The 18884-nt window shown below is 71.2% G+C and carries 18 protein-coding genes; 10 read left to right on the forward strand and 8 right to left on the reverse strand.

The features are described 5' to 3' along the window. Window positions 1–477, forward strand: a complete 477-nt coding sequence (locus DFJ67_RS26265; protein WP_203783082.1) for a hypothetical protein — start codon at window positions 1–3, stop codon at window positions 475–477. Between the two features lie 76 nt (window positions 478–553). Here the strand turns inward: DFJ67_RS26265 and DFJ67_RS26270 are convergent, their stop codons facing one another. Both DFJ67_RS26270 and DFJ67_RS26275 read right to left on the reverse strand, forming a co-directional pair. Continuing rightward, the gene (locus DFJ67_RS26270; protein ID WP_116070464.1) at window positions 554–1852 is read right to left on the reverse strand and encodes an NAD(P)/FAD-dependent oxidoreductase; all 1299 of its coding nucleotides are present in this window, start codon (window positions 1850–1852) and stop codon (window positions 554–556) included. Beyond that, entirely contained in the window at window positions 1849–2742 is an 894-nt protein-coding gene (locus DFJ67_RS26275; RefSeq protein WP_170215986.1) for a ferredoxin, read from the reverse strand. Before DFJ67_RS26275 ends, DFJ67_RS26270 begins: the two co-directional genes overlap by 4 nt. Before the next feature lie 275 nt (window positions 2743–3017). Here DFJ67_RS26275 and DFJ67_RS26280 point away from each other — a divergent pair, with 275 nt between their 5' ends. From DFJ67_RS26280 to DFJ67_RS26290, 3 genes are all read left to right on the forward strand, one after another. Next, window positions 3018–3914 carry a DUF4142 domain-containing protein gene (locus DFJ67_RS26280; protein WP_239096969.1) on the forward strand — a complete coding sequence of 299 codons (897 nt, stop codon included), beginning with the start codon at window positions 3018–3020 and terminating at the stop codon, window positions 3912–3914. Window positions 3915–3955: 41 nt separating this feature from the next. Further along, on the forward strand, window positions 3956–5116 hold the full coding sequence (locus tag DFJ67_RS26285; protein WP_116070466.1) for a Pecanex-like protein 1: 1161 nt from the start codon (window positions 3956–3958) through the stop codon (window positions 5114–5116). Window positions 5117–5233: 117 nt separating this feature from the next. After that, complete coding sequence (locus DFJ67_RS26290; RefSeq protein WP_116070467.1) at window positions 5234–5710, forward strand: hypothetical protein; 477 nt, start codon at window positions 5234–5236, stop codon at window positions 5708–5710. Here DFJ67_RS26290 and DFJ67_RS26295 read toward each other — a convergent pair. Further along, the gene (locus tag DFJ67_RS26295) at window positions 5647–6564 is read right to left on the reverse strand and encodes an SDR family NAD(P)-dependent oxidoreductase (protein WP_116070468.1); all 918 of its coding nucleotides are present in this window, start codon (window positions 6562–6564) and stop codon (window positions 5647–5649) included. The two genes, DFJ67_RS26290 and DFJ67_RS26295, sit on opposite strands and share 64 nt — an antisense overlap. A gap of 107 nt (window positions 6565–6671) precedes the next feature. Here DFJ67_RS26295 and DFJ67_RS26300 point away from each other — a divergent pair, with 107 nt between their 5' ends. Beyond that, complete coding sequence (locus tag DFJ67_RS26300) at window positions 6672–7202, forward strand: TetR/AcrR family transcriptional regulator (protein WP_116070469.1); 531 nt, start codon at window positions 6672–6674, stop codon at window positions 7200–7202. On the opposite strand, the gene DFJ67_RS26305 is transcribed toward DFJ67_RS26300, so the two are convergent. Together DFJ67_RS26305 and DFJ67_RS26310 are read right to left on the reverse strand one after the other, a co-directional pair. Further along, complete coding sequence (locus tag DFJ67_RS26305; protein WP_116070470.1) at window positions 7196–8548, reverse strand: type I glutamate--ammonia ligase; 1353 nt, start codon at window positions 8546–8548, stop codon at window positions 7196–7198. The genes DFJ67_RS26300 and DFJ67_RS26305 overlap by 7 nt on opposite strands. A 9-nt stretch (window positions 8549–8557) precedes the next feature. After that, entirely contained in the window at window positions 8558–9505 is a 948-nt protein-coding gene (locus tag DFJ67_RS26310; protein WP_116076665.1) for a LysR family transcriptional regulator, read from the reverse strand. On the opposite strand from DFJ67_RS26310, the gene DFJ67_RS26315 reads away from it, so the two are divergent. Together DFJ67_RS26315 and DFJ67_RS26320 are read left to right on the forward strand one after the other, a co-directional pair. Further along, window positions 9462–10838 carry an FAD-binding oxidoreductase gene (locus tag DFJ67_RS26315; RefSeq protein WP_170215987.1) on the forward strand — a complete coding sequence of 459 codons (1377 nt, stop codon included), beginning with the start codon at window positions 9462–9464 and terminating at the stop codon, window positions 10836–10838. The two genes, DFJ67_RS26310 and DFJ67_RS26315, sit on opposite strands and share 44 nt — an antisense overlap. Window positions 10839–10847: 9 nt before the next feature. After that, a complete protein-coding gene (locus DFJ67_RS26320; protein WP_116070472.1) occupies window positions 10848–11912 on the forward strand; it encodes an amidohydrolase family protein in 1065 nt (354 codons plus the stop codon). Window positions 11913–11938: 26 nt separating this feature from the next. On the opposite strand, the gene DFJ67_RS26325 is transcribed toward DFJ67_RS26320, so the two are convergent. The 3 genes from DFJ67_RS26325 to DFJ67_RS26335 form a co-directional block, all read right to left on the reverse strand. Further along, the gene (locus tag DFJ67_RS26325; protein ID WP_116070473.1) at window positions 11939–12619 is read right to left on the reverse strand and encodes a polysaccharide deacetylase family protein; all 681 of its coding nucleotides are present in this window, start codon (window positions 12617–12619) and stop codon (window positions 11939–11941) included. Further along, entirely contained in the window at window positions 12616–13806 is a 1191-nt protein-coding gene (locus DFJ67_RS26330; RefSeq protein ID WP_116070474.1) for an endo-1,4-beta-xylanase, read from the reverse strand. The genes DFJ67_RS26325 and DFJ67_RS26330 overlap by 4 nt, the downstream gene beginning before the upstream one ends. Window positions 13807–13891: 85 nt before the next feature. Then, window positions 13892–15538: a glycoside hydrolase family 43 protein gene (locus DFJ67_RS26335; RefSeq protein ID WP_116070475.1), complete on the reverse strand. Its 1647-nt coding sequence runs from the start codon at window positions 15536–15538 to the stop codon at window positions 13892–13894. A 255-nt stretch (window positions 15539–15793) separates the two neighbouring features. Between DFJ67_RS26335 and DFJ67_RS26340 the strand changes: the two genes are divergently transcribed. The 3 genes from DFJ67_RS26340 to DFJ67_RS26350 are packed head-to-tail and all read left to right on the forward strand — an operon-like array spanning window position 15794 to window position 18869. After that, window positions 15794–17095, forward strand: a complete 1302-nt coding sequence (locus DFJ67_RS26340) for an extracellular solute-binding protein (protein WP_116070476.1) — start codon at window positions 15794–15796, stop codon at window positions 17093–17095. A 2-nt stretch (window positions 17096–17097) separates the two neighbouring features. Continuing rightward, entirely contained in the window at window positions 17098–18051 is a 954-nt protein-coding gene (locus DFJ67_RS26345) for a carbohydrate ABC transporter permease (protein WP_116070477.1), read from the forward strand. After that, window positions 18048–18869: a carbohydrate ABC transporter permease gene (locus DFJ67_RS26350; protein WP_116070478.1), complete on the forward strand. Its 822-nt coding sequence runs from the start codon at window positions 18048–18050 to the stop codon at window positions 18867–18869. The genes DFJ67_RS26345 and DFJ67_RS26350 overlap by 4 nt, the downstream gene beginning before the upstream one ends. Window positions 18870–18884 lie beyond the last annotated feature (15 nt).

The following is an 18884-nucleotide window of genomic DNA, read 5'->3' on the forward strand; positions in this document are numbered from 1 at the left end:
ATGACCCGCACCATGACCTTCGGCACCTGCGCCGGGCCCGGTCACGTCGGCACGATCAACGCCATGACCACCACCGCGCAGGCCCGCAGGGCCAATCTCAAGGGCCACCTCCGCTTCGCCGCGCACTACGTCGAGATGGTCGTCTCGATGCTGGTCGGCATGTTCGCCCTCGCACCGCTCTGGTCGATGGCGCTGCCCGGCCTGGCCGACCACCCGGTCGCCGACACCCTCGTCATGGCGACCAACATGTCGATCGGCATGACGGTCTGGATGGCCATCCGCCGGCACTCCTGGCCGCGGATCGCCGAGATGGTCGCCGCCATGTACCCACCGTTCCTGGTCCTTCTCGTTCCGTATTCTTTCGGTGCGCTTTCCGGCCACGGTTTGATGCTGGGCGGGCACGTGCTGATGTTCGTGACAATGCTCGCGGCGATGCTCTGGCGGCGCGCCGACTATTACCACCACGGACACCACTGACGCAAATAAGAGATCGGCCGGAGCGAATCGCTCCGGCCGACCTTTATCTTTGCTTATTTTTACCTTAACTAATGCGTCAGGCCACTGAGGCGAGGCGGCGGCGAGCGGGCTCGGCGACCTCTTCGCGCTGCGGCTTCTCGGTGTGCAGCGGCAGCGGAACGGCCTGCATGGGCGGCAGCGGGGTGGCGATCATCGCGCGGGCCAGCGACGTGAACGCGTGCGCCGCGTTGACCGACACGAGGCCGACCAGCCGGTCGTCGCGGTGGTAACCGACCACCACGCCGGCCCGGGCGGTGTCACGCCGGTGCCGCTTCATCTCGCTGATCGCGACCTCGCCGTCGGGCACGAGCTCGCCGCAGACCTGGATGCGTAGGCCCCACTGCTCGGTCCAGAAGCGCGGGATGACCGTCACCGGGCCGGCGTCGCCGTCTTCGGCGAGCAGCGTGCGCGCCGCGCCCCGGCCCTGCTCGAGCGAGCTGATCCAGTGCTCGGCCTTGCGCGGCTGCGGACCGTAGCGCAGGTTGGGCCAGCTCGCCACGGCGCCACAGGCCACCACGTCGTCGAGGCCGATCACCCGCAGGCTCTCGTCGCAGGCCACGCCGTTGGACAGGTCGAGGCCGGTGCTCTCCAGCCAGGCCGTGTCGGGCCGGCCGCCGGTGGTCGCGACCACCACGTCGCCGGTGAGGTTCTCACCGTCGTCGAGTTGCACGACCCAGCCCTGGCGGAACCGGTTGGCGGAGCGCACCCGGTGCCCGAGCCGGAAGTCGACGCCCTCGTCGCGCATCACGTCGGTGACGTAGTTGCCGACCTCTTCGCCCAGCGCCCGGACCATCACCTGCGGCTTGGAGTCGATGACCACACAGTCGCGGGCCATCGAACGCACCGCGCTGGCGACCTCGCTGCCGGTGATGCCGCCACCGACGATGATCACCCGTTCGGCGTCGCGCAACGAGCGCCGCAGGGTCCAGGCGTGCTCGAGGTTGTGCAGCATGTGGACGCCCGGGTCGGCGGCCCACTTGGGCATGCTCGGCGACGAGCCGGTGGCGATGACCAGGCCGTCGTACGCGAAGGACTCGCCGGTGTCGGTCTCCACCCGGTGTGCCTCGGGGTCGAGGTCCACCGCGCGCCGGCCCAGATACCACGTCAGGTCCTCGTCGTGGAACGGCATGCGCGTGTCCTGCGGGCGCTTGTGGCCGGTCAGGATGCCCTTGGAGCACGACGGACGGTCGTAGGGGCCTTCCTTCTCCGCACCCAGCATCGCGATATCGCCCGGAAAGCCCTGGCGCCGCAACTCTTCGGCCGCCGCGACGCCTGCGCGTCCCGTTCCGACGATCAGAATCCGGCCGTAGTCAGCGCGCCTGAACCGCCGCGTCATCGGTCTCCCCTGCTACGTCGACGTGGACCGGCGCCCGAGCCCGCCGGAATCCGTGTGGGGCCGGTCAAAGGCTGCTCGGCCGGCTCTTCTTTCTTCTGCGTTACCACCGTGGTCGCGGTGCGGTGCAGCTGGATCGCCCGCGCCGGACACACCTCCACGGCTCTGATCACGTCGTTGGCCAGGTCTGGCGGCACCGTGGCCTTGTAGGCCAGGCGGCCGTCGCCGCGCAGGGCGAACACCTTGGGCGCCTCGTGCTCACAGAACCCGAACCGCGCGCACCGGTTGCCGTCGACGTTGACCAGCAACTCGTCGCCGACACCGACCCGGTCGTTGCGCCGGTTGGTGCGCTCCTGGCGCCAGTTCAGATACCACTGGGTCGTGGTCAGCCAGAGCAGCACGGTGATCACGAAAGAGCCGAGCACCGCACCCCAGCGGACGCCCGCGGCCATGTCGGACCCGGACAGCAGCACGTGGCCGACCAGGAACATGTAGGCCACGTAGTTGAACGCGTGCAGCGCCCGCCAGCGGGTGTAGCCGAGCTTCTTCTGGATCAACACCGAGAGGGTGCAGGCGACGAAGAGTTCCATCGCGATCACGCCGACGCCGATGCCGATCGGGTCGTAAGGGTTCGTGAACGGCACCACCACGTCGACCAGCTTGACCGTGCCCATCGGGCCGGCGAGCTGGGTGAAACCGTGCACCACGCCGAGCATGACGCCGAGCAGCGCGATCGTCTGATGGATGCCGTAGACCGTTGCGTGCTTGATCCGGCTCTGCGCCCAACCGTTGCGGAGCATCAGTCCCCAGAGGACCGCGAGCCAGAGCAGGAAGAGCGACAGGAACCCGACCGTGGCCGCGACGAGGTGGACGCTCTGCTGCGCATTGCGCACGGCCGATCCTCCGTTGTTCGTGGCGGGAAGTGGGGACAACGCAAGTATGGTGCGGGACGTCGAATTGTCAATCTGGTGCGGCGGCGCGTTTCGGGGGTAGTTTTCCGTGGCCAACACGCTGTGGAACGGTCACCGGACAGTCGGTGGACGAACTATAAATTCGCTTTAGGCGCGGCCTAAGGCTTCCTTCACTTAAGCCTTCTCTAATTGACATGTGTTTATTGTCTTCCTCGTGTCGAGGCGCGGCTACGGCCGCCGACCCGAGGGAGTGACGAGTGAAGGTCCGGCAGCTGGTCGGAGTTGGGCTGCGAGTGCTGGCCGTGGCGTCGTTGGTGACGCTGGTGCCGGCGTCCGCCGCGTTCGCCAACGGCCACTACCGTGCCGCGGCGCCCCTGGCGGGCGGCGGCGACAGCGGTCACGACGGCCACAACATGGCCGGCATGACCTTCGACGAGCACATGGCGGCCATGACGGTGATGAGCGACGTCATGAAGACCTCGTCGCTGTATGCGGCGCCGGCACCGCCGCTGCCGATCCCGGTGCCGCCGGACGTCGCCGTTTCCAAAGACGGGAAATACGGCCCACTCGGCCCCGCCGACATCGACCTCGTCGTCAAGGTCCGGCTCGCCGGCCTCTGGGAGCAGCCAGCCGGCGACATGGCGGTAAAGAAAGGTGCCAGCCCGCGGGTCCGCGAGATCGGCAAGATGATCTCCGAACAGCACGCGGTGCTCGACCAACTCGACCGCAACGCGGCCGCCAAGCTCGGCATCCAGGTGCCCGACGAGCCCAACGCCGACCAGCAGTACTGGCTGGGTGAGATGAAGGACGCCTCCGGCGCCCAGTTCGACCGGATCTTCGTCGACCGGCTGCGCGCCGCGCACGGCAAGGTCTTCTCGGTCATCGCCGACGTACGTGCCGGCACCCGCAACGACGTCGTGCGCGAACTGGCGTCGCAGTCCAACCAGTTCGTCAGCACGCACCTCACCCTGCTCGAAAGCACCGACCTGGTCGACTGGCAGCACCTCGCGCTGCCACCCGAACCGGCCGGTGGTGTCGCCGCTCCCGCCGGCTACATCAAGAGCGGCGTCAACCCGATGGTGGTCTGGGTCGTGCTCGGCCTGGCCGTCATCGCCGGCGGCTTCACCACGATTCGCGTAGTCCGTCCCCGATAACAAACCGCACCGGTGTGTGTCCACATGGAAGGTGTCACGCAATGACCAGAAGCAGGCAGGCCCCCCGCAAGAACCGGCGGTTCATCGCCGTGTTCGCGACGCTGGCGGTGTTCGCCGGCCTCGTGGCGGTCACCCAGGTGTCTCTCGCGGGCAGTTGGCGGGGTCGCAACAACAACAGCCTCCCGGTGTGTCCCCCGGCGGCCTCGGCCTCCGGTGCCCACGACCACGCCGGCGAGTCTGACCCGGCCGCCAAGCCCCCGGCCGACGCGCCGCAGGGCGAGGTCGCCGGCGCTGCCGGTGACGGGACCGCCGCCGACGCCACCGACACCGAGGTGCCCGACGCCGACACGGCCACGGCCACCACCGATGAGGAGAAGGCGGCCGACGAGAAGGCCGCCGGGGTCGCCAAGGTCGCCGCGAACGAGAAGGCGAAGGCAGACGCCCAGGCCAAGGCCGCGGCGGACCAGCGGCGCAGCGGACGCTGCCGGCCGGCCACCAGCACCCCGACGGCGGGCAGCGGCGGCAACAACGGCGGCAGCAACGGCGGCAGTGGCAGCACCCCGAGCACCGGCACCAGCAGCGGCACCGGCACCGGCAACGGTGGCAGCACCAGCAGCCCCGGCACGACGCCGACCACCGCTCCGCCCGCCGCGCCGCTCGTGCCGCTCGGCCGCACCTGCGAGGGCAGCGACCTGCCGATCCACGACGGTTTCCAGGGCGGCCCCAAGTGCGTCGAGACCCAGATGGGCGAGGTCGGCTCCGAGGGCAACAACCCCGAGCTGCTGATCAGCCGGGCACCCGCCCGGGTCCGGATGAACACGGCCTTCGACATCCAGGTGAGCACCCGCAACATCGTCCGTGACCGGTTCCTCGGCGCGGCGGCCGGCGGCTACTACCTGGAGAGCTCCTTCCTGACCGAGGAAGGCATCGTCCGCGGCCACTTCCACGTCGCCTGCCGGCTGCTCAGCGGCCGCAACGCCCAGGAGTCGGCACCGGTTCCGGCCTTCTTCAAGGCGGTCGAAGACGGCAAGGGTGGCAAGACGCCCGACACCGTGACCGTGACGATCACTCCTGGCCTGTCGGCACCCGGCGTCGCGCAGTGCGCGGCCTGGGCCGGTGACGGCTCGCACCGCATCCCGATGATGGCGCGCGCCAACCAGATCCCGGCGATGGACTCGGTCCGGGTCATCGTCACCCGCTAGTAGCAACACCGTAGGCAGCACCACTGCGGCACGGCCGGGCACCGGAACTCCTCCCCGGTGCCCGGCCTCCGCCGCATCACGCACCGTCCACCGTGAACGGTCCCGAAGGGGAAGATCATGGAAGAGGCGACACCGGTACGGATCCGCCAGCTCACCGGCGTCTACCGGTTCGACGCGACCGCCCGTCATCTCGCGGCCCGGATGCTGGGTGACGGATGCGGGTTGCGCGCGCTGACGCATCGCGGCCTGCGGGCCAACCCCGAGTGGTCGGCGATGGCCGGCGAGCTGATCGTCCCGGTCGTGCTGACCGATCTCGACCGGGCGCCCGAGCCGATCCACACCCTCGCGCTGACCAGCCGCCCGTGTGTGCTGGCCACCACCCGCGGCGGCGCGGTGCCGCTGCTCGGTCCGGCCGACCTCGACCGGATCGCCGGCCGGGTCACGCTTTTTCTCGACGAGGTGCGCAAGGCCGCCCGGGCCGCCGGCCTGATCTGGACCATGCCGATGTGGGACAGCAGCCCGGCCCCGCTCTACGCCGTCAGGTCGGCCGACACCCGCCAGAGCCGGGCCGCCGCTTCCTGGTCGAGGGCGTAGCCGGCCACTCCGCGCCGCACGCCGGGCCGGTGCGGCCCCGCCTCCTGGCAGTCTTCGAAGTAGCGTCCCGTCACGCCCGCGACCAGCGGCGACCCGGCCAGCAGGACCGAGGTCGCGGCACCCTGTGCGGTGTCCTTCCAGGACACATCGGTGCTGGCCGGGTCGAACGACGCCGGCGCGCTGCCGATGTCACCGATGTGCCGGCCCAGGTTGGTGGTGGTGATCCGGCCGGGGTTGAGCGCGTTCGCGGTGATCCCGTCGGCCGCCCAGCGCTTGGCCGCCTCGACCGCGAGCAGCACGTTGGCCGTCTTCGACTGGCCGTAGGCCACCCATTTGTCGTAGGGCCGCCGGTCGAACTGGAGGTCGTCGAAGTCGACGCCGGCGTTGACGTGTCCGACCGAGCTGACCGAGACGATCCGGGCGTCGCCGGCCGCGGCCAGCGCCCGGTGCAGTCCGGTGGCGAGGGCGAAGTGGCCGAGGTGATTCGTGGCCAACTGCAACTCGTAGCCGCGGGTGGTGCGCAGCAGCGGGGTGGCCATGATGCCGGCGTTGTCGACCAGGATGTGCAGCGGCCCGGACCAGCCCGCGACGAACGCCGCGACGGACGCGAGGTCGGCCAGGTCGAGCGGCGCGACCGCCAGGTTCGGGTGCCCGAGTTCGCCGGCGACCCGTTGCCCGGCGGCCACGTCGCGCACGGCCAGGGTGACCTGCGCACCGGCGCCGGCCAGCGCGCGGACGGTCTCGACGCCGATGCCCGACGAGCCGCCGGTGACGACGGCGCGGCGGCCGCGCAGGTCGACGCCGGCCAGCACGTCAGCGGCGGTCGAGGTGGCGCCGAACGGAGTGGTGATCATGGTTCCTCCTCCTGGCGGGTTACGCTCTAAACGGACCCGGCTCCGCCTACACTAAGCGGACCCGACTCCGGTTAGCCAGTGGCCCGCGTCACCGAGGAGCGCAAACTGTGTCCCGACCGCTGCGCGCCGACGCGCGCGCCAACCACGACCGGCTGCTCGAGGTCGCGGCGGCCGCGTTCGCCCGGGAGGGCACCGGTGCCTCGCTGAAGGCGATCGCGGCCGAGGCCGGCGTCGGGATCGGCACGCTCTACCGCCGCTTCCCGACCCGGGAGGTCCTGGTCGACGCGGTCTACCACAACGAGGTGGCCCGCCTCTGCGCCGCCGCGCCCGACCTTCTCGCCGAGCTGCCACCGGTCGACGCGCTGGCCACCTGGATGGAGCGGTTCGTCGACTTCATGGCCACGAAGCGGGCGATGGTCGGCGTGCTCCGTGCCGACGAGGACCGGCTGCACACCCGCGAGCTGCTCCGGACCGCGATCGCGACGCTGCTCGACGGGGGCGCCGCGCGGCCCGGCGTCGACCCCAACGACGTGCTGCTGGCCCTGGGTGGGATCACGCTGATCGCGGGGGAGGAGCGCGAACGGGCGCTGGCGACCCGGCTGATCGGGCTGCTGCTGCACGGCGTCGCCGGTCAGTAGCGCCAGCGGGTCGCGGCCACCACCGCCTCGTCGCCGGCGCCGTCGAACAGCGCGATCTCGCCCCGCCGGACCGCCGTCACCGTGTCGACCACCGCCGGGCCGAGCGCCTCGGCGAGCACCTCGTCGGCCTCGAACTCCGCCACCGCGGCCGACAGTGACGGCGGCAGCCGGACGATGCCGCGGGCCGCGCGCTCGCCGGGCGTCAGCGCCTCGGGATCGTCGGGCACCGGTTCCGGCAGGCGGGCGCCGGCCACGACACCGGCCCGGCCCGCGGCGAGCAGGCCGGCCAGCAGCAGATAGGGATTGGCGGCCGCGTCGACGCACTTGACCTCGATGTTCGCCGACTCGCTGGCAACCAGCCGCAGCGCGGCCTCCCGATTTTCCAGACCCCAGCAGGCGTACGCGCCGGCCCATTGCGACGGCACCAGCCGCAGGTAGGACGCGACCGAGGGGGCACCGATCGCCAGCAGCGCCGGCAGCCGGGCCAGGATCCCGGCGGCGAACGCCTCGCCGTCGCGGTCGAGGCCGAACGGCCCTGTCCCGCCGGCCATCGCGCTCACCCCGTCGCGCAGCACACTCAGGTGCACATGCCGACCGTTGCCCACCTGGCCCGCGACCACCTTCGGCGCGAACGTGGCCCGCAGGCCGTGCGCGACGCTGACCGCCCGCACCGTCTCCTGCACGAGCACCACCGTGTCGGCGGCACCGAGCGGGTCGTCCGGCGCCACGGCCACCTCGAACTGGCCGGCGGCGTACTCCGGATGGATCTGTTCGACCACCACGCCCTGGGCGGCCAGCGCCGCGAGCACCGCACGCAGATAGGGCGCGAGCTCGACGAGCCGGATCATCCCGTACGCCGGACCGGTGGTCGCGGGCACGAACTCGTCGCCCGGCCCGCGGGAGACGCACCACTCGACCTCGAACCCGGCCCGCACGGTGAGGCCGCCGAGCCGGTCGAGCTCGCGCCGCAGCAGCCAGCGCGCGTCCAACGGATGCGGCTCGCCGGCCTGGTCGAAGCGGTCACCCGGTGCCCAGGCCCAGCCGGGCGTCGCCGCGAGCGGCACCAGCCGGCTGAGGTCGGGGTGCAGCCGCAGGTCACCGACCGGGCCGCCGGCGTAGCGGCCGCGCACCGAGCCGTCGTCGACCAGGAACGCGTCGAAGACCGCCGCGGCGCCCGCGCCCCACGCGGCCGCGTGTGGCAGCCGGGCCAGCGGCACCGCCTTGACCCGGGTGATGCCGCTGGTGTCGACCCAGGTCAGCGCCACACCCTCGACGCCCTCGGCGGCGAGCCGGTCGGCCGCCAACCGAGCGTCGGCGGCCCGGCGGTCCCGTTCGCTGGCGTCCACCGACCTAGGTTAGGACGGTCGAGCCGCCGCTGGACCACCATTGCCACGGCGCGCTGGCGGGCGCCGGCCCGCGGCCTTCAGGATGCTGGCCAGCAAGGCGGACGTGGCCGCCGACGGTTGGCGGTCGGTGGGCGTCGCGACCGCGATCGGCAGGTCCAGGTCGGCGTCCTCGACGTCGATGATCGCGACGTCCTCGTGCTCGCTGCCGACCCGGGGCAGCAACGCCACACCAAGGCCGTTGCGTACGAGACCAAGGCTCGTGTCCTGATCGGCCGCCTCGAACGGGACACTGCGCACGATGCCCGCGCCGGCGAAAGCACGGTCGGTCATGGCGCGGTTGCCCCAGCCGGGCGGCGAGTCGATGAAGGTCTCGTCGGCCAGGTCTTCGAGCCGCACCGTGGACGCGTCGGCGAGCCGGTGCCGCCGGGAGCAGACGAACGACCAGCGCACCGCGCCCAGCGGATGCATGCGTACGCCAGGCGGGTGGTCGACCGCGGCGACCAGAGCGAGGTCGAGGTCTCCGGCGGCGACGGCGGCCAGATGCCCGGCCGAGCCCTGCGCGGAACTGCGCATCTGGAACGAGACCAGCGGGTGCGTGACGTGGAACCGGCCCAGGATCTCCGCCAGGTCGATGACCAGCATTCCCCGCGAGGCCGGCCGCGCGCCGATCGAGTGCAGCGTGCCGATCCGGATCGTGCCCCGCAGGCCGCCACGGACCTGGTCGACCGTGTCCCGGGCCCGCCGTTCGGCGCTCAGCAGTGCCCGCGCCTCGGGCAGCAGGGCGGTGCCCGCGTCGGTCAGCGCGACTCCGGCGGCCTCCCGCGAGAACAGCGGTGCCCCCAACTCCCGCTCCAGCTTCTGGATCGTGGCCGACACCGCCGACTGCGCCACCCGGACCCGTTGGGCGCCCTTGGTGACACTGCCCTCCTCGGCGACGGCCACGAAGTTCGTCGGCACCGTCGCGGTGCCCGGCGACGAGCGCTACGCCGAGGACACCGCGACCTGGAACCTGGCGCACACGCACCGCCCGGCCGTCGTGGTCGGTGCCGCCTGTGTCGCCGACATCCAGGCCGCCGTCCGGTTCGCGCACGCGCACAACCTGGCCACGGCCGTCGTCGCGACCGGGCACGGGGCCGTGCTGCCCGCCGACGGCGCCGTCCTGATCAACCTGCGGCGGATGGACACCGTCGTCATCGACGCCGACCGGCGCAGGGCGACGGTCGGCCCGGCCGTCGAGATGCAGAGCCTGGTCGACGCCGCGGCGGCGGAGGGACTCGCGCCGCTCACGGGCTCCTCGCCGAACGTCGGCGTGGTCGGCTTCACGCTGGGCGGCGGCCTGAGCCCGGTGCTCGGCCGGGCGCACGGTTACGCGGCCGACCATGTCCGGTCCGCCGAGATCGTCACCGCCGACGGCGAGCTGCGCACGATCGACGCGCAGACCGAGCCCGACCTCTTCTGGGCCATCCGCGGCGGCAAGGGCAACTTCGGCGTCATCACCTCGCTGACGATCGACCTGTTCCCGGTGACCCGCCTCTACGGCGGCGGGCTGTTCTATGGCGGCGGGCACGTGGGTCCGGTCCTGAACGCCTACCGGAAGCTGGCTGCCGATGCCCCCGACGAGCTCACCGTCTCCTTCGCGTTCCTCCGGCTGCCGCCGTTGCCGTTCGTGCCGATGCCGTTGCGGGGTCGCTTCGCGGTGCACGTGCGGGTGGCCTACCTCGGCTCCGCGACCGACGGCGAGCGACTCGTGGCCGACCTGCGGGCGGCGGCGCCCCCGCTGATCGACTCGGTGGTGGAGATGCCCTACAGCGCGGTGGCCTCGATCCACGCGGACCCGGTGGACCCGGTGCCGGCGTACGAGGTCGGCTGCCTGCTGTCCGACTTTCCCGAGAAGGCCGCCGACGCGCTCGTCGCCGCGGTCGGGCCCGGGATCGACACGCCGCTCGTGATGATCGAAGTCCGTCAGCTCGGCGGCGCGCTCGCGCGTGAGCCGCGGACGCCCAACGCCGTCGACAACCGCGACGCGCCGTTCCAGCTCTTCGCCGCCACCGTCGGCGCGCCGGGCATGGAAGCCGCGTTCTGGCCGGCCCTGAGCCAGGTCGTCGACACCCTCGCTCCGTGGGTCACCGGCCGCAAGCAGGTCAACTTCCTGACCGCCTACGACACCACGCCCGAAGCGGTCGAGCAGGCTTACGACCCGGCGACCTATGCCCGCCTGGCGCGCATCAAGGCAGCGTACGACCCGGGCAATCTCTTCCGCATCAACCACAACATCCCACCGCGCGACTAGGTTGGGTCGGTGGAGCTGCTGGTCGACCACCATTGCCACGGCGTCGTGCGACGCGATCTGGATCGCGCGGGGTTCGAGGCCCGGCTCACCGAGGCCGACCGGCCCGCGCCCGGAACGACGCTGTTCGACTCGTCGCTCGGCGACGCGCTGCGGCGGCTCTGCTTCCCGCTGCTCGACCTGGCACCGACCGCCACGCCGGAGGCCTACCTGGAGCGGCGCGTCGAGCTCGGGCACGCCGCGGTCGGCCGGCGGTTGCTGCACGCGGCCGGGCTCGCGGCGATGCTGGTCGACACCGGCTACACGCCCGAGCCGCTGACCTCGCCGGCCGAGCTGGGCGAGGCGGCCGGCGCGGCCGCCTACGAGGTGGTCCGGCTGGAGGCGGTGGCCGAGGAGCTGGCGACGGCCGGGGGGTCCGCCGCCAGCTTCGCGGCCGCGCTGCGGGCCGCGTTGGCCGAGGCGGCCGGCCGCCCGGGCACGACGGCGTTCAAGTCGGTCGCCGCCTACCGGGTCGGCCTCGGATTGGGCCCGGAACGGCCGTCGGACGCGGAGGTGGTGGCGGCGGCCGGTCGTTGGTTGGCCGCTGGTGGCGGGCGGCTCGCCGACGAGACGCTGCACCGGTTCCTGGCCTTCGCGGCGCTGGACACCGGACTGCCGCTGCAATTCCACACCGGACTCGGTGACCGCGACGTCGACCTGCGCACCTGTGACCCGCTGCTGCTGGCACCGTGGCTGCGGGCCGCGGAGGCGACCGGCGTACCCGTGCTGCTGTTGCACTGCTATCCGTTCCAGCGGCATGCGGGCTATCTCGCGCAGGTGTTCCCAACCGTCCACATGGATCTCGGGCTGGCGACCCACAACGTCGGCGCACGGGCGGCGGCCGTCCTCGCCGAGGCGCTCGAGCTGTGCCCCTACGGCAAGTTCCTCTACTCCTCCGACGGCTTCGCGCTGCCAGAACTGCATCTCCTCGGCGCCGCGCTGTTCCGCGAAGTCGCTGGCGCCGACCTGGCCCGGCGGACCACCGAGAACGCGCACCGGGTCTACCCGGCGGTGGGCGGAAGGGGCCCTGGCCGATAGGGCCCCTTCCGCCTTCTCACCGCGGTTCAGCAGCCTTCCGGCAGCGTGAACCGCCAGCGCTGTGCGCGCAGCACGGGAATCACCCGGTCGACGGCGTCGACGGTCTGGCTCCGGTTGCCGCCGCCGTCGTGCATCAGGACGACCGCGCCGGGTGTGAGCCGGTCCAGGAGGCGTTGGACCAGCACATCGGTGCCCGGCGGTTCCCAGTCGGTGATGTCGTAGCGCCAGCCCAGCGGGCGCATTCCGAGCGATGCCGCCACGTCCGCACTCGCTCCCCACGCTCCGAACGGCGCGCGGAAGTAGGGGATGCGGGCGTGTGGCACCGCACGCCGGATCGCGGCGCTGGTCTCGCGCAGGTCGGCCGCGATCTGCTCCGGCGTCCAGGTGCTCAGGTCGTCGTGATGCATGCTGTGGTTGCACAGCGTGTGGCCGGCCCGCACGATCGCCCGCACCACCTCGGGATGCTCGACCACGTGGTCGCCCCAGAGGCAGAACACCGCTTTGACGTGGTGCCGGCGCAGCACATCGAGCAGCCGCAACGTGTCCGGCGGGTTCGGGCCGTCGTCGAAGGTGAAGCTGACCACGTTGCCGCGGCCGCTGGCCGTGTCGACGATGTCGGCGCTGACCCTCCCGTGGGCGCCCGCGGTGCCGGCCGCGCCGAGCACCAGCGCCAGCGCGCCGAGCACGGCGACCAACACCCGTCTCATCGCCGCGGCTTCTGCGGGACGCGGGGCAGCACGTAAGGCGGTCCACTGTAGATGAGGTCGGCCTTCATCTCCTGGTAGGCCCGCTTGGGCTGGTAGTTCTCGTCGTAGATGGTGGCGAGCCCCTCCGGCGGGTCGGTGAACCAGGTGGGCACCCAGGAGTGCTTGTCGGTGAAGCCCCAGACGGTGAACGAGAGGCAGTGCCGGTCGGCGAGGCAGGCCCGCAGCAGCACGCTGTAGTTGCCCGCCGATGCCTGCAACCGGGGGTTGATCTCGTTGGAGTCGCCGGCCAGCACGCCCGCCGTCATCTGGCTGCGCACGTCGACCTCGGTGAACGCGGTGGCCAGGCCCAGCCCGGCGAAGCGCTTGAGCGCCGCGGCGACCTGGAGGGTGTCGTAGTTGCCGTATTGCGTGCCCAGGTGGCCCTGGCTGCCGATGCCGTCGATCGGCACCCGGTCGCGCAGCAGCGCCTTGGCCATGTCGAAGACGAACTGGGTCTTGTCGTCGGCCGGGTTGCCCGAGCCGAACGCCTCGATGTTGTAGTCGTTGTAGAACAGCAGCGCGTTGGGGTCGGCGGCGCGGGCCCAGCGGAACGCGTCGGCGATGTAGCCCGGGCCGAGGTGCTCGGCCCAGAAACCCTTGTAGTGCAGGGTCGACGGGGTGTCCCACGGGTCGCTGACGGCCTCGTTGACCACGTCCCACTGCCAGATCTTGCCCTTGAAATGCTTGACCACGGTGGCGATGTGGTTGCGCAGGATGTCGCGCAGTTCCGTGGTGCTGATCGTGCCGTCGTTGACGCCCGTGGTCAGCCAGGCCGGCAACTGGTTCTGCCAGACCAGCACGTGGCCGCGGACGCGCTGGTTGTTGCGCTTGGCGAACGCGATCAACTCGTCGGCCGGGCCCCAGTTGTAGGTGCCGCGGGTCGGTTCGAGGGACTCCCACTTCATCACGTTCTCCGCCGTGACGGTGGAGAACTCCTTGGACACCGTCGCCCGGTAGAGCGGGTCGGCGGTGTCGGCCAGGGCGGCCATGTCGACCGCCGTGCCGATGTAGAGGTCATGTCGCAGGCCCAGCGTGCGCAGGCTCTGCTGGGCCGGGTCGACCGGGTGGCTCGCCGTCGCGGGTGTGCCCGCGACGGCGGCGGTCGCGAGCACGACCGCGCTGGCGGCCAGCCATCGTTTCAGCTTCATGTGCGCTCCTATCGCGAGCGACGCCGATAGTTACGGATCGAGTTCCGTAACTTTGCCGAAACGTAACGGCCGAGATTGCCCCGCGTCAATCCAAAAGAGTTCCGGAAGTTCCCTCCGTGTAGGTGGCCTCGGCGAAGTCGGCGTGGACCCCGTCGGCACCCAGGTCCTGCACCCAGAGCCCAATGAACGCCCCGGTGAAGCCCCACGCGGCCGGCTCACCGTCAACCACCTGCGCGGCGTGCTCGTCGGACAGGATGGTGGCGTCGAGCGTTACCGGTAGTTCTCGCCAGCCGGCGCCCAGGTCGTAGCCGAACCGCACCACCGGACCGTCGAACTCGGCGCGCAGGCCGACCCGGGTGGCGGCGCCGGCGTCGACGGTGACCTCCGGATAGCCGCGCAGCCGGCCGCGGTCGCTGGTCAGCACCTCGAGCACCACCCGGCCGTCGTCGGCCCGGGTCAGGTAGCAGTAGTGCCAGTTGCGGGTGTTGTAGTAGGCGGTGACCCCGGCTAGCTGCCGGTGGTCGCCGGGCGCGAACTCGACCACGGTCGACAGCGCGCAGTGTTCGGCGCCGACCCGGCGGGCGACCAGGCTCGGGCTCTGCCGGCCGACCGGCGACTGGCCGCCGCGCACCCGCAGGTGCCCGGGGCGGGTGGTCAGGTCGACCCAGTCCGGCGTCGCGGGCCGGCGCAGCGTCGACCACCACGGCGCGAGGTCCGGCCCGGTGAACTCGTCGGTCGCCGGCTCGGCGGGCCACGGGTGCGCCGGCAGGCCCGGTGCGACGACCTCCTCGGCGGGGATCCCACCCTCGATCCGCGGCCAGCCGCCGGGCGCCCAGTCGACCCGCTGGATCGCCGTCTCCCGGCCCAGCACGCAGTTGCCCAGCGGGGTGGCCGGGCGGGCCGTGAGGTGGGCCAGATACCACTGCCCGTCTTCGGTGCGCACCAGGCTGCCGTGGCCGGCCTTCTGCAACCGCAGGTCGGGGTGGCCGAGCGAGGTGAGCAGCGGGCCCTCGGGATCGGCCTCGTAGGGCCCGAACAGGTCGCGGGACCTCGCCACGGTGACCTGGTGCTCCCAGCTCGTGCCACCCTCGGCGGTGACCAGCCAGTAGTAGCCGTCGTGCCGGTAGAGGTGCGGTCCCTCGGTCATCCCGACCTCGGTGCCGGTGAAGATGAGCCGGGCCGGGCCGACCAGTCGCCGCTCCGTCAGGTCGTAGCGCTGGATCTCGATGCCGCCGAACCGGTCCCGTCCGGGTCGCCAGTCGGCGCTGAGGTTGAGCAGCCAGGTGCTGCCGTCGTCGTCGTGGAACAGCGACGCGTCGAAACCGCGGCCGTGCAGCAGGACCGGGTCGGACCAGGGCCCGTCGATCGACGCCGCGCTGGTGTGGAAGTTCTGCGGGTCCCAGTAGCCGCTGGCGAAGCTGGCCACGTCGCTGTAGATCAGGTGGAACCGACCGTCGTGGTAACTCAGGTCGGGCGCCCAGACGCCGTTGGAGTCGCCGCTGCCGCGCAGGTCCAGTAGCCGCCCATCGGTGATGATGCCGCCGCGCGTTCGCCAGTTCACCAGGTCGCGGGAGTGGTGCACGCGGACGCCCGGGTACCACTCGAAGGTCGAGGTGGCCAGGTAGTAGTCGCCACCCACGCGCAGGATCGACGGGTCCGGGTTGAAGCCCCGCAGGACCGGGTTCCGGATCGACCGCGCGGCGGTTGCGGTGGCTGCGGTCTCGGTCGACATGGGCAGCTCCTTCGGGTCCGCTTCCGGTGACTTCCGGAAGCCGGTCGCCCCGATATGGGCGAACTCCCGAACACGGTAATGGCTCACATCGAGATTAGACAGTTCCTTGACCCGCAGTTGCGCACGTCGTAACCTGCCCGCCATACCGGGAAAACTATCGGCATCGATCCGAAAGTTTCGGCACCTGCGTTTCCTGCACGTCCCGCCGGCCGCGGTCGGCATCCGAAGAACCGGATTTCCTCGAAGGGATGGCACATGACAGCGCACCTTTCCCGTAGATCGCTGCTCGGACTGGCCGGCCTGGGCGCCGGTGCGGTCCTGTTGAGCGCCTGCGGCGACGACGACGGCGGCGGCTCGGCCACGGCCGACGGTCCACAGACGATCAACTGGTGGCACATCCAGAACACCGAGCCGATGCTGCCGGTCTGGGCGGCGATGGCGAAGGAATACCAGACCGCGCACCCCAACGTGAAGATCGCCATCCAGCCACTGGAGAACGAGGCGTTCAAGACCAAGCTGACCACCCCGACCCAGGCCGGCTCGCCGCCGGACCTGTTCCAGTCGTGGGGCGGCGGCGTGTTGCAGCAGCAGGTCGACGCCGGCCTGGTCAAGGACATCACCGACGACGTCAAGCCGTGGGTGGGCACGCTGCTGCCGGCCGCGATGCAGCCCTACACGATCGAGGACCGGATCTACGGCATCCCGTTCGACATCGGCATGATCGGCTTCTGGTACAACAAGGACCTCTTCGCCAAGGCCGGCGTCACCGCCGCACCGACCACCTGGGCCGAACTGCTCACCGTGGTCAGCAAGGTGAAGGGCTCCGGCACGGTGCCGATCGCGTTGGCCGGCAAGGAGAAGTGGCCCGGCCACTACTACTGGGCCTACCTGGCGATGCGGGTCGGCGGACTCGAAGCGTTGCAGCGGGCGGCGACCGACAAGAACTTCGACACACCCGAGTTCGTCGCGGCGGGGGAGCGGCTCAAGGAGCTCGTCGACCTCCAGCCGTTCCAGAAGGGTTTCCTCGGCGCCGAATACGGCTCGCCCGACGGCCAGGCCGCGACCATGGGCAACGGCCGGGCGGCGATGGAGCTGATGGGCCAGTGGGCACCCTCGGTGCAGGCCAGCTCCTCGACCAGCAAGAAGGGCATCGGCGACAAGCTCGGCTTCTTCACCTTCCCTGCCGTCGACGGCGGCAAGGGCAAGCCCACCGACGCGTTCGGCGGCGGCAACGGGTTCGCGGTCGGCCGCAACGCGCCGCCGGCGACCCTGGACCTGCTCAAGACGCTGCTCGACGTCGATCACCAGCGCCGCTCCGCGGCCACCGGGGCGGTGCTGCCCACCGCCAAGGACGCCGCCGACTCGATCAAGGACGAGACCAGCAAGGTGGTCGCGTCGACGCTGGCCGGCGCCACCGGGTTCCAGCTCTACCTCGACCAGGCCTACCCGCCGGCCGTTGGCCAGCAGGTCAACGACAGCGTCGCCGAGCTGATCGCCGGCTCGAAGAAAGCCGACCAGGTCGTCAAGGACATCACCACGGTGGCGAAGAGCCAGTAGCGATGCTCACCACCACAGTGCCGGCGGCCCTGCAGACCAGGGGCCGCCGGGCCCGGCCGCGAGCGGGCCGGCTGGCAACCGTCGCCGTGTTCATCGCGCCCGCACTGGCGCTGTTCCTGCTGCTCGTCGTCGCGCCGATCCTGGTCGCGGGCTACGCCAGCGCGTACAAGTGGAATGGTTTCGGTCTGCCGGAGAACTTCGTCGGTCTCGACAACTTCACCCGCGCGTTCGCCGACCCGACCTTCCGTGGCGATCTCTGGCGAGCGTTGGTGCTGATCGGGCTCTCGCTGGTCGTGCAACTCCCGGTCGCGCTGGGCCTGGCCATGCTGCTCAACCAGCCGCTCAAGGGGCGCGGCATCTACCGGCTGATCTTCTTCGCGCCCTACGTGCTCTCCGAGGTCACCACCGCGGTGCTCTTCACGCTGGTCTTCTCGCCCAACCGCGGCCTCGGCGACGGCCTGGCCCGCTGGCTCGGCGCCGACGCGGGCACGGTCTTCGCCGACCCCGACACCGTGCTGTTCGCGCTGTTCCTGGTGATCTCCTGGAAGTATTTCGGCTTCCACATGGTGCTCTACCTGGCCGGCCGGCAGAACATCCCGCGCGAGCTGACCGAAGCGGCCACCACCGACGGCGCCAGCTCCTGGCAGGTCTTCCGGCACGTGACGCTGCCGCTGCTCGGCCCGACCATCCGGGTCAGCGTGTTCCTCTCGGTGATCGGCACCATCCAGCTCTTCGACATGGTCTGGGTGCTCACTGGCGGCGGCCCGATCCACTCGTCGGAGACCATGGCGGTGACCATGTACCAGTACGGCTTCCGCCGCTTCGAGGTCGGCTACGCCAGCGCCATCTCGATCATCATGTTCGTGCTGAGCTTCGCGTTCGCACTGTTCTACCAGCGCGTCATCATGCGCCGTGACACCGAGGGTGCGATCACCACCAAGGGAGTGCAGCGATGACGACCCCGGCCCGGCGACTCATCCTGCACCTCGTCTCGATCGTCATCGGTGCCCTGATCGTGGTGCCGGTGCTGTTCGGCGTGCTCGGCGGCTTCAAGGACAACGGCCAGCTCGCCGAGAACCCGCTCGGCCTGCCCGACCCCTGGGTGGTCGGCAACTACACCGGCATCCTGGCCTCCGGCGTGTTCTGGCGGCAGCTCGCCAACAGCACGCTGATCGCGGTGGCCACCGCCCTGGCCGTCGTCGGTGCGTCGGCGATGGCGGCGTTCGTCTTCGCCCGCTTCGCGTTCCGCGGCCGGGAGGCGCTGTTCACGCTGTTCGCGGCCGGGCTGATGTTCCCGTTCGCGGTGGCGATCCTGCCGCTGTTCATCCTGCTGCGGTCGATGGGGCTGCTCGACAACCCGCTCGGCGTGATCCTGCCGCAGGCCGCGTTCGGGCTGCCGGTCACCATCATCATCCTGCGGCAGTTCTTCCGGACGATCCCGGCCGAGGTCGAGGAGGCGGCCACGCTCGACGGCTGTAGCCCGGCCGGCTTCTTCTGGCGGATCCTGCTGCCGATGGCCCGCCCGGCCCTGGCCACCGTGTCGGTGCTGGCCGTCGTGGCCAGCTGGAACAACTTCATGCTGCCGCTGGTCGTGTTCACCGACCAGAACTGGTGGACGCTGCCGGTGGGCGTGCAAGCTTTCCAGGGGCAATACTCCGACGACACGGCGCGCGTGCTGGCGTACGTGGTGATCTCGATGATTCCGGCGCTCGGCTTCTACGCGGTGGCCGAACGTCAGCTCGTGGGCGGCCTGGCCGGCGGTGTGAAGGGCTGATCGACGGTCGTAGGC

The sequence above is a fragment of the Asanoa ferruginea genome, assembly GCF_003387075.1.
Taxonomy (GTDB): Bacteria; Actinomycetota; Actinomycetes; order Mycobacteriales; family Micromonosporaceae; genus Asanoa; species Asanoa ferruginea.

Bases quoted from the DNA above. Each gene is read 5' to 3' on its own strand.
- DFJ67_RS26265 (WP_203783082.1), top strand. From the start codon at position 1: ATGACCCGCACCATGACCTTCGGCACCTGCGCCGGGCCCGGTCACGTC.
- DFJ67_RS26270 (WP_116070464.1), bottom strand. From the start codon at position 1,852: ATGACGCGGCGGTTCAGGCGCGCTGACTACGGCCGGATTCTGATCGTC.
- DFJ67_RS26285 (WP_116070466.1), top strand. From the start codon at position 3,956: ATGACCAGAAGCAGGCAGGCCCCCCGCAAGAACCGGCGGTTCATCGCC.
- DFJ67_RS26290 (WP_116070467.1), top strand. From the start codon at position 5,234: ATGGAAGAGGCGACACCGGTACGGATCCGCCAGCTCACCGGCGTCTAC.
- DFJ67_RS26295 (WP_116070468.1), bottom strand. From the start codon at position 6,564: ATGATCACCACTCCGTTCGGCGCCACCTCGACCGCCGCTGACGTGCTG.
- DFJ67_RS26325 (WP_116070473.1), bottom strand. From the start codon at position 12,619: ATGAGACGGGTGTTGGTCGCCGTGCTCGGCGCGCTGGCGCTGGTGCTC.
- DFJ67_RS26330 (WP_116070474.1), bottom strand. From the start codon at position 13,806: ATGAAGCTGAAACGATGGCTGGCCGCCAGCGCGGTCGTGCTCGCGACC.
- DFJ67_RS26335 (WP_116070475.1), bottom strand. From the start codon at position 15,538: ATGTCGACCGAGACCGCAGCCACCGCAACCGCCGCGCGGTCGATCCGG.
- DFJ67_RS26340 (WP_116070476.1), top strand. From the start codon at position 15,794: ATGACAGCGCACCTTTCCCGTAGATCGCTGCTCGGACTGGCCGGCCTG.
- DFJ67_RS26345 (WP_116070477.1), top strand. From the start codon at position 17,098: ATGCTCACCACCACAGTGCCGGCGGCCCTGCAGACCAGGGGCCGCCGG.
- DFJ67_RS26350 (WP_116070478.1), top strand. From the start codon at position 18,048: ATGACGACCCCGGCCCGGCGACTCATCCTGCACCTCGTCTCGATCGTC.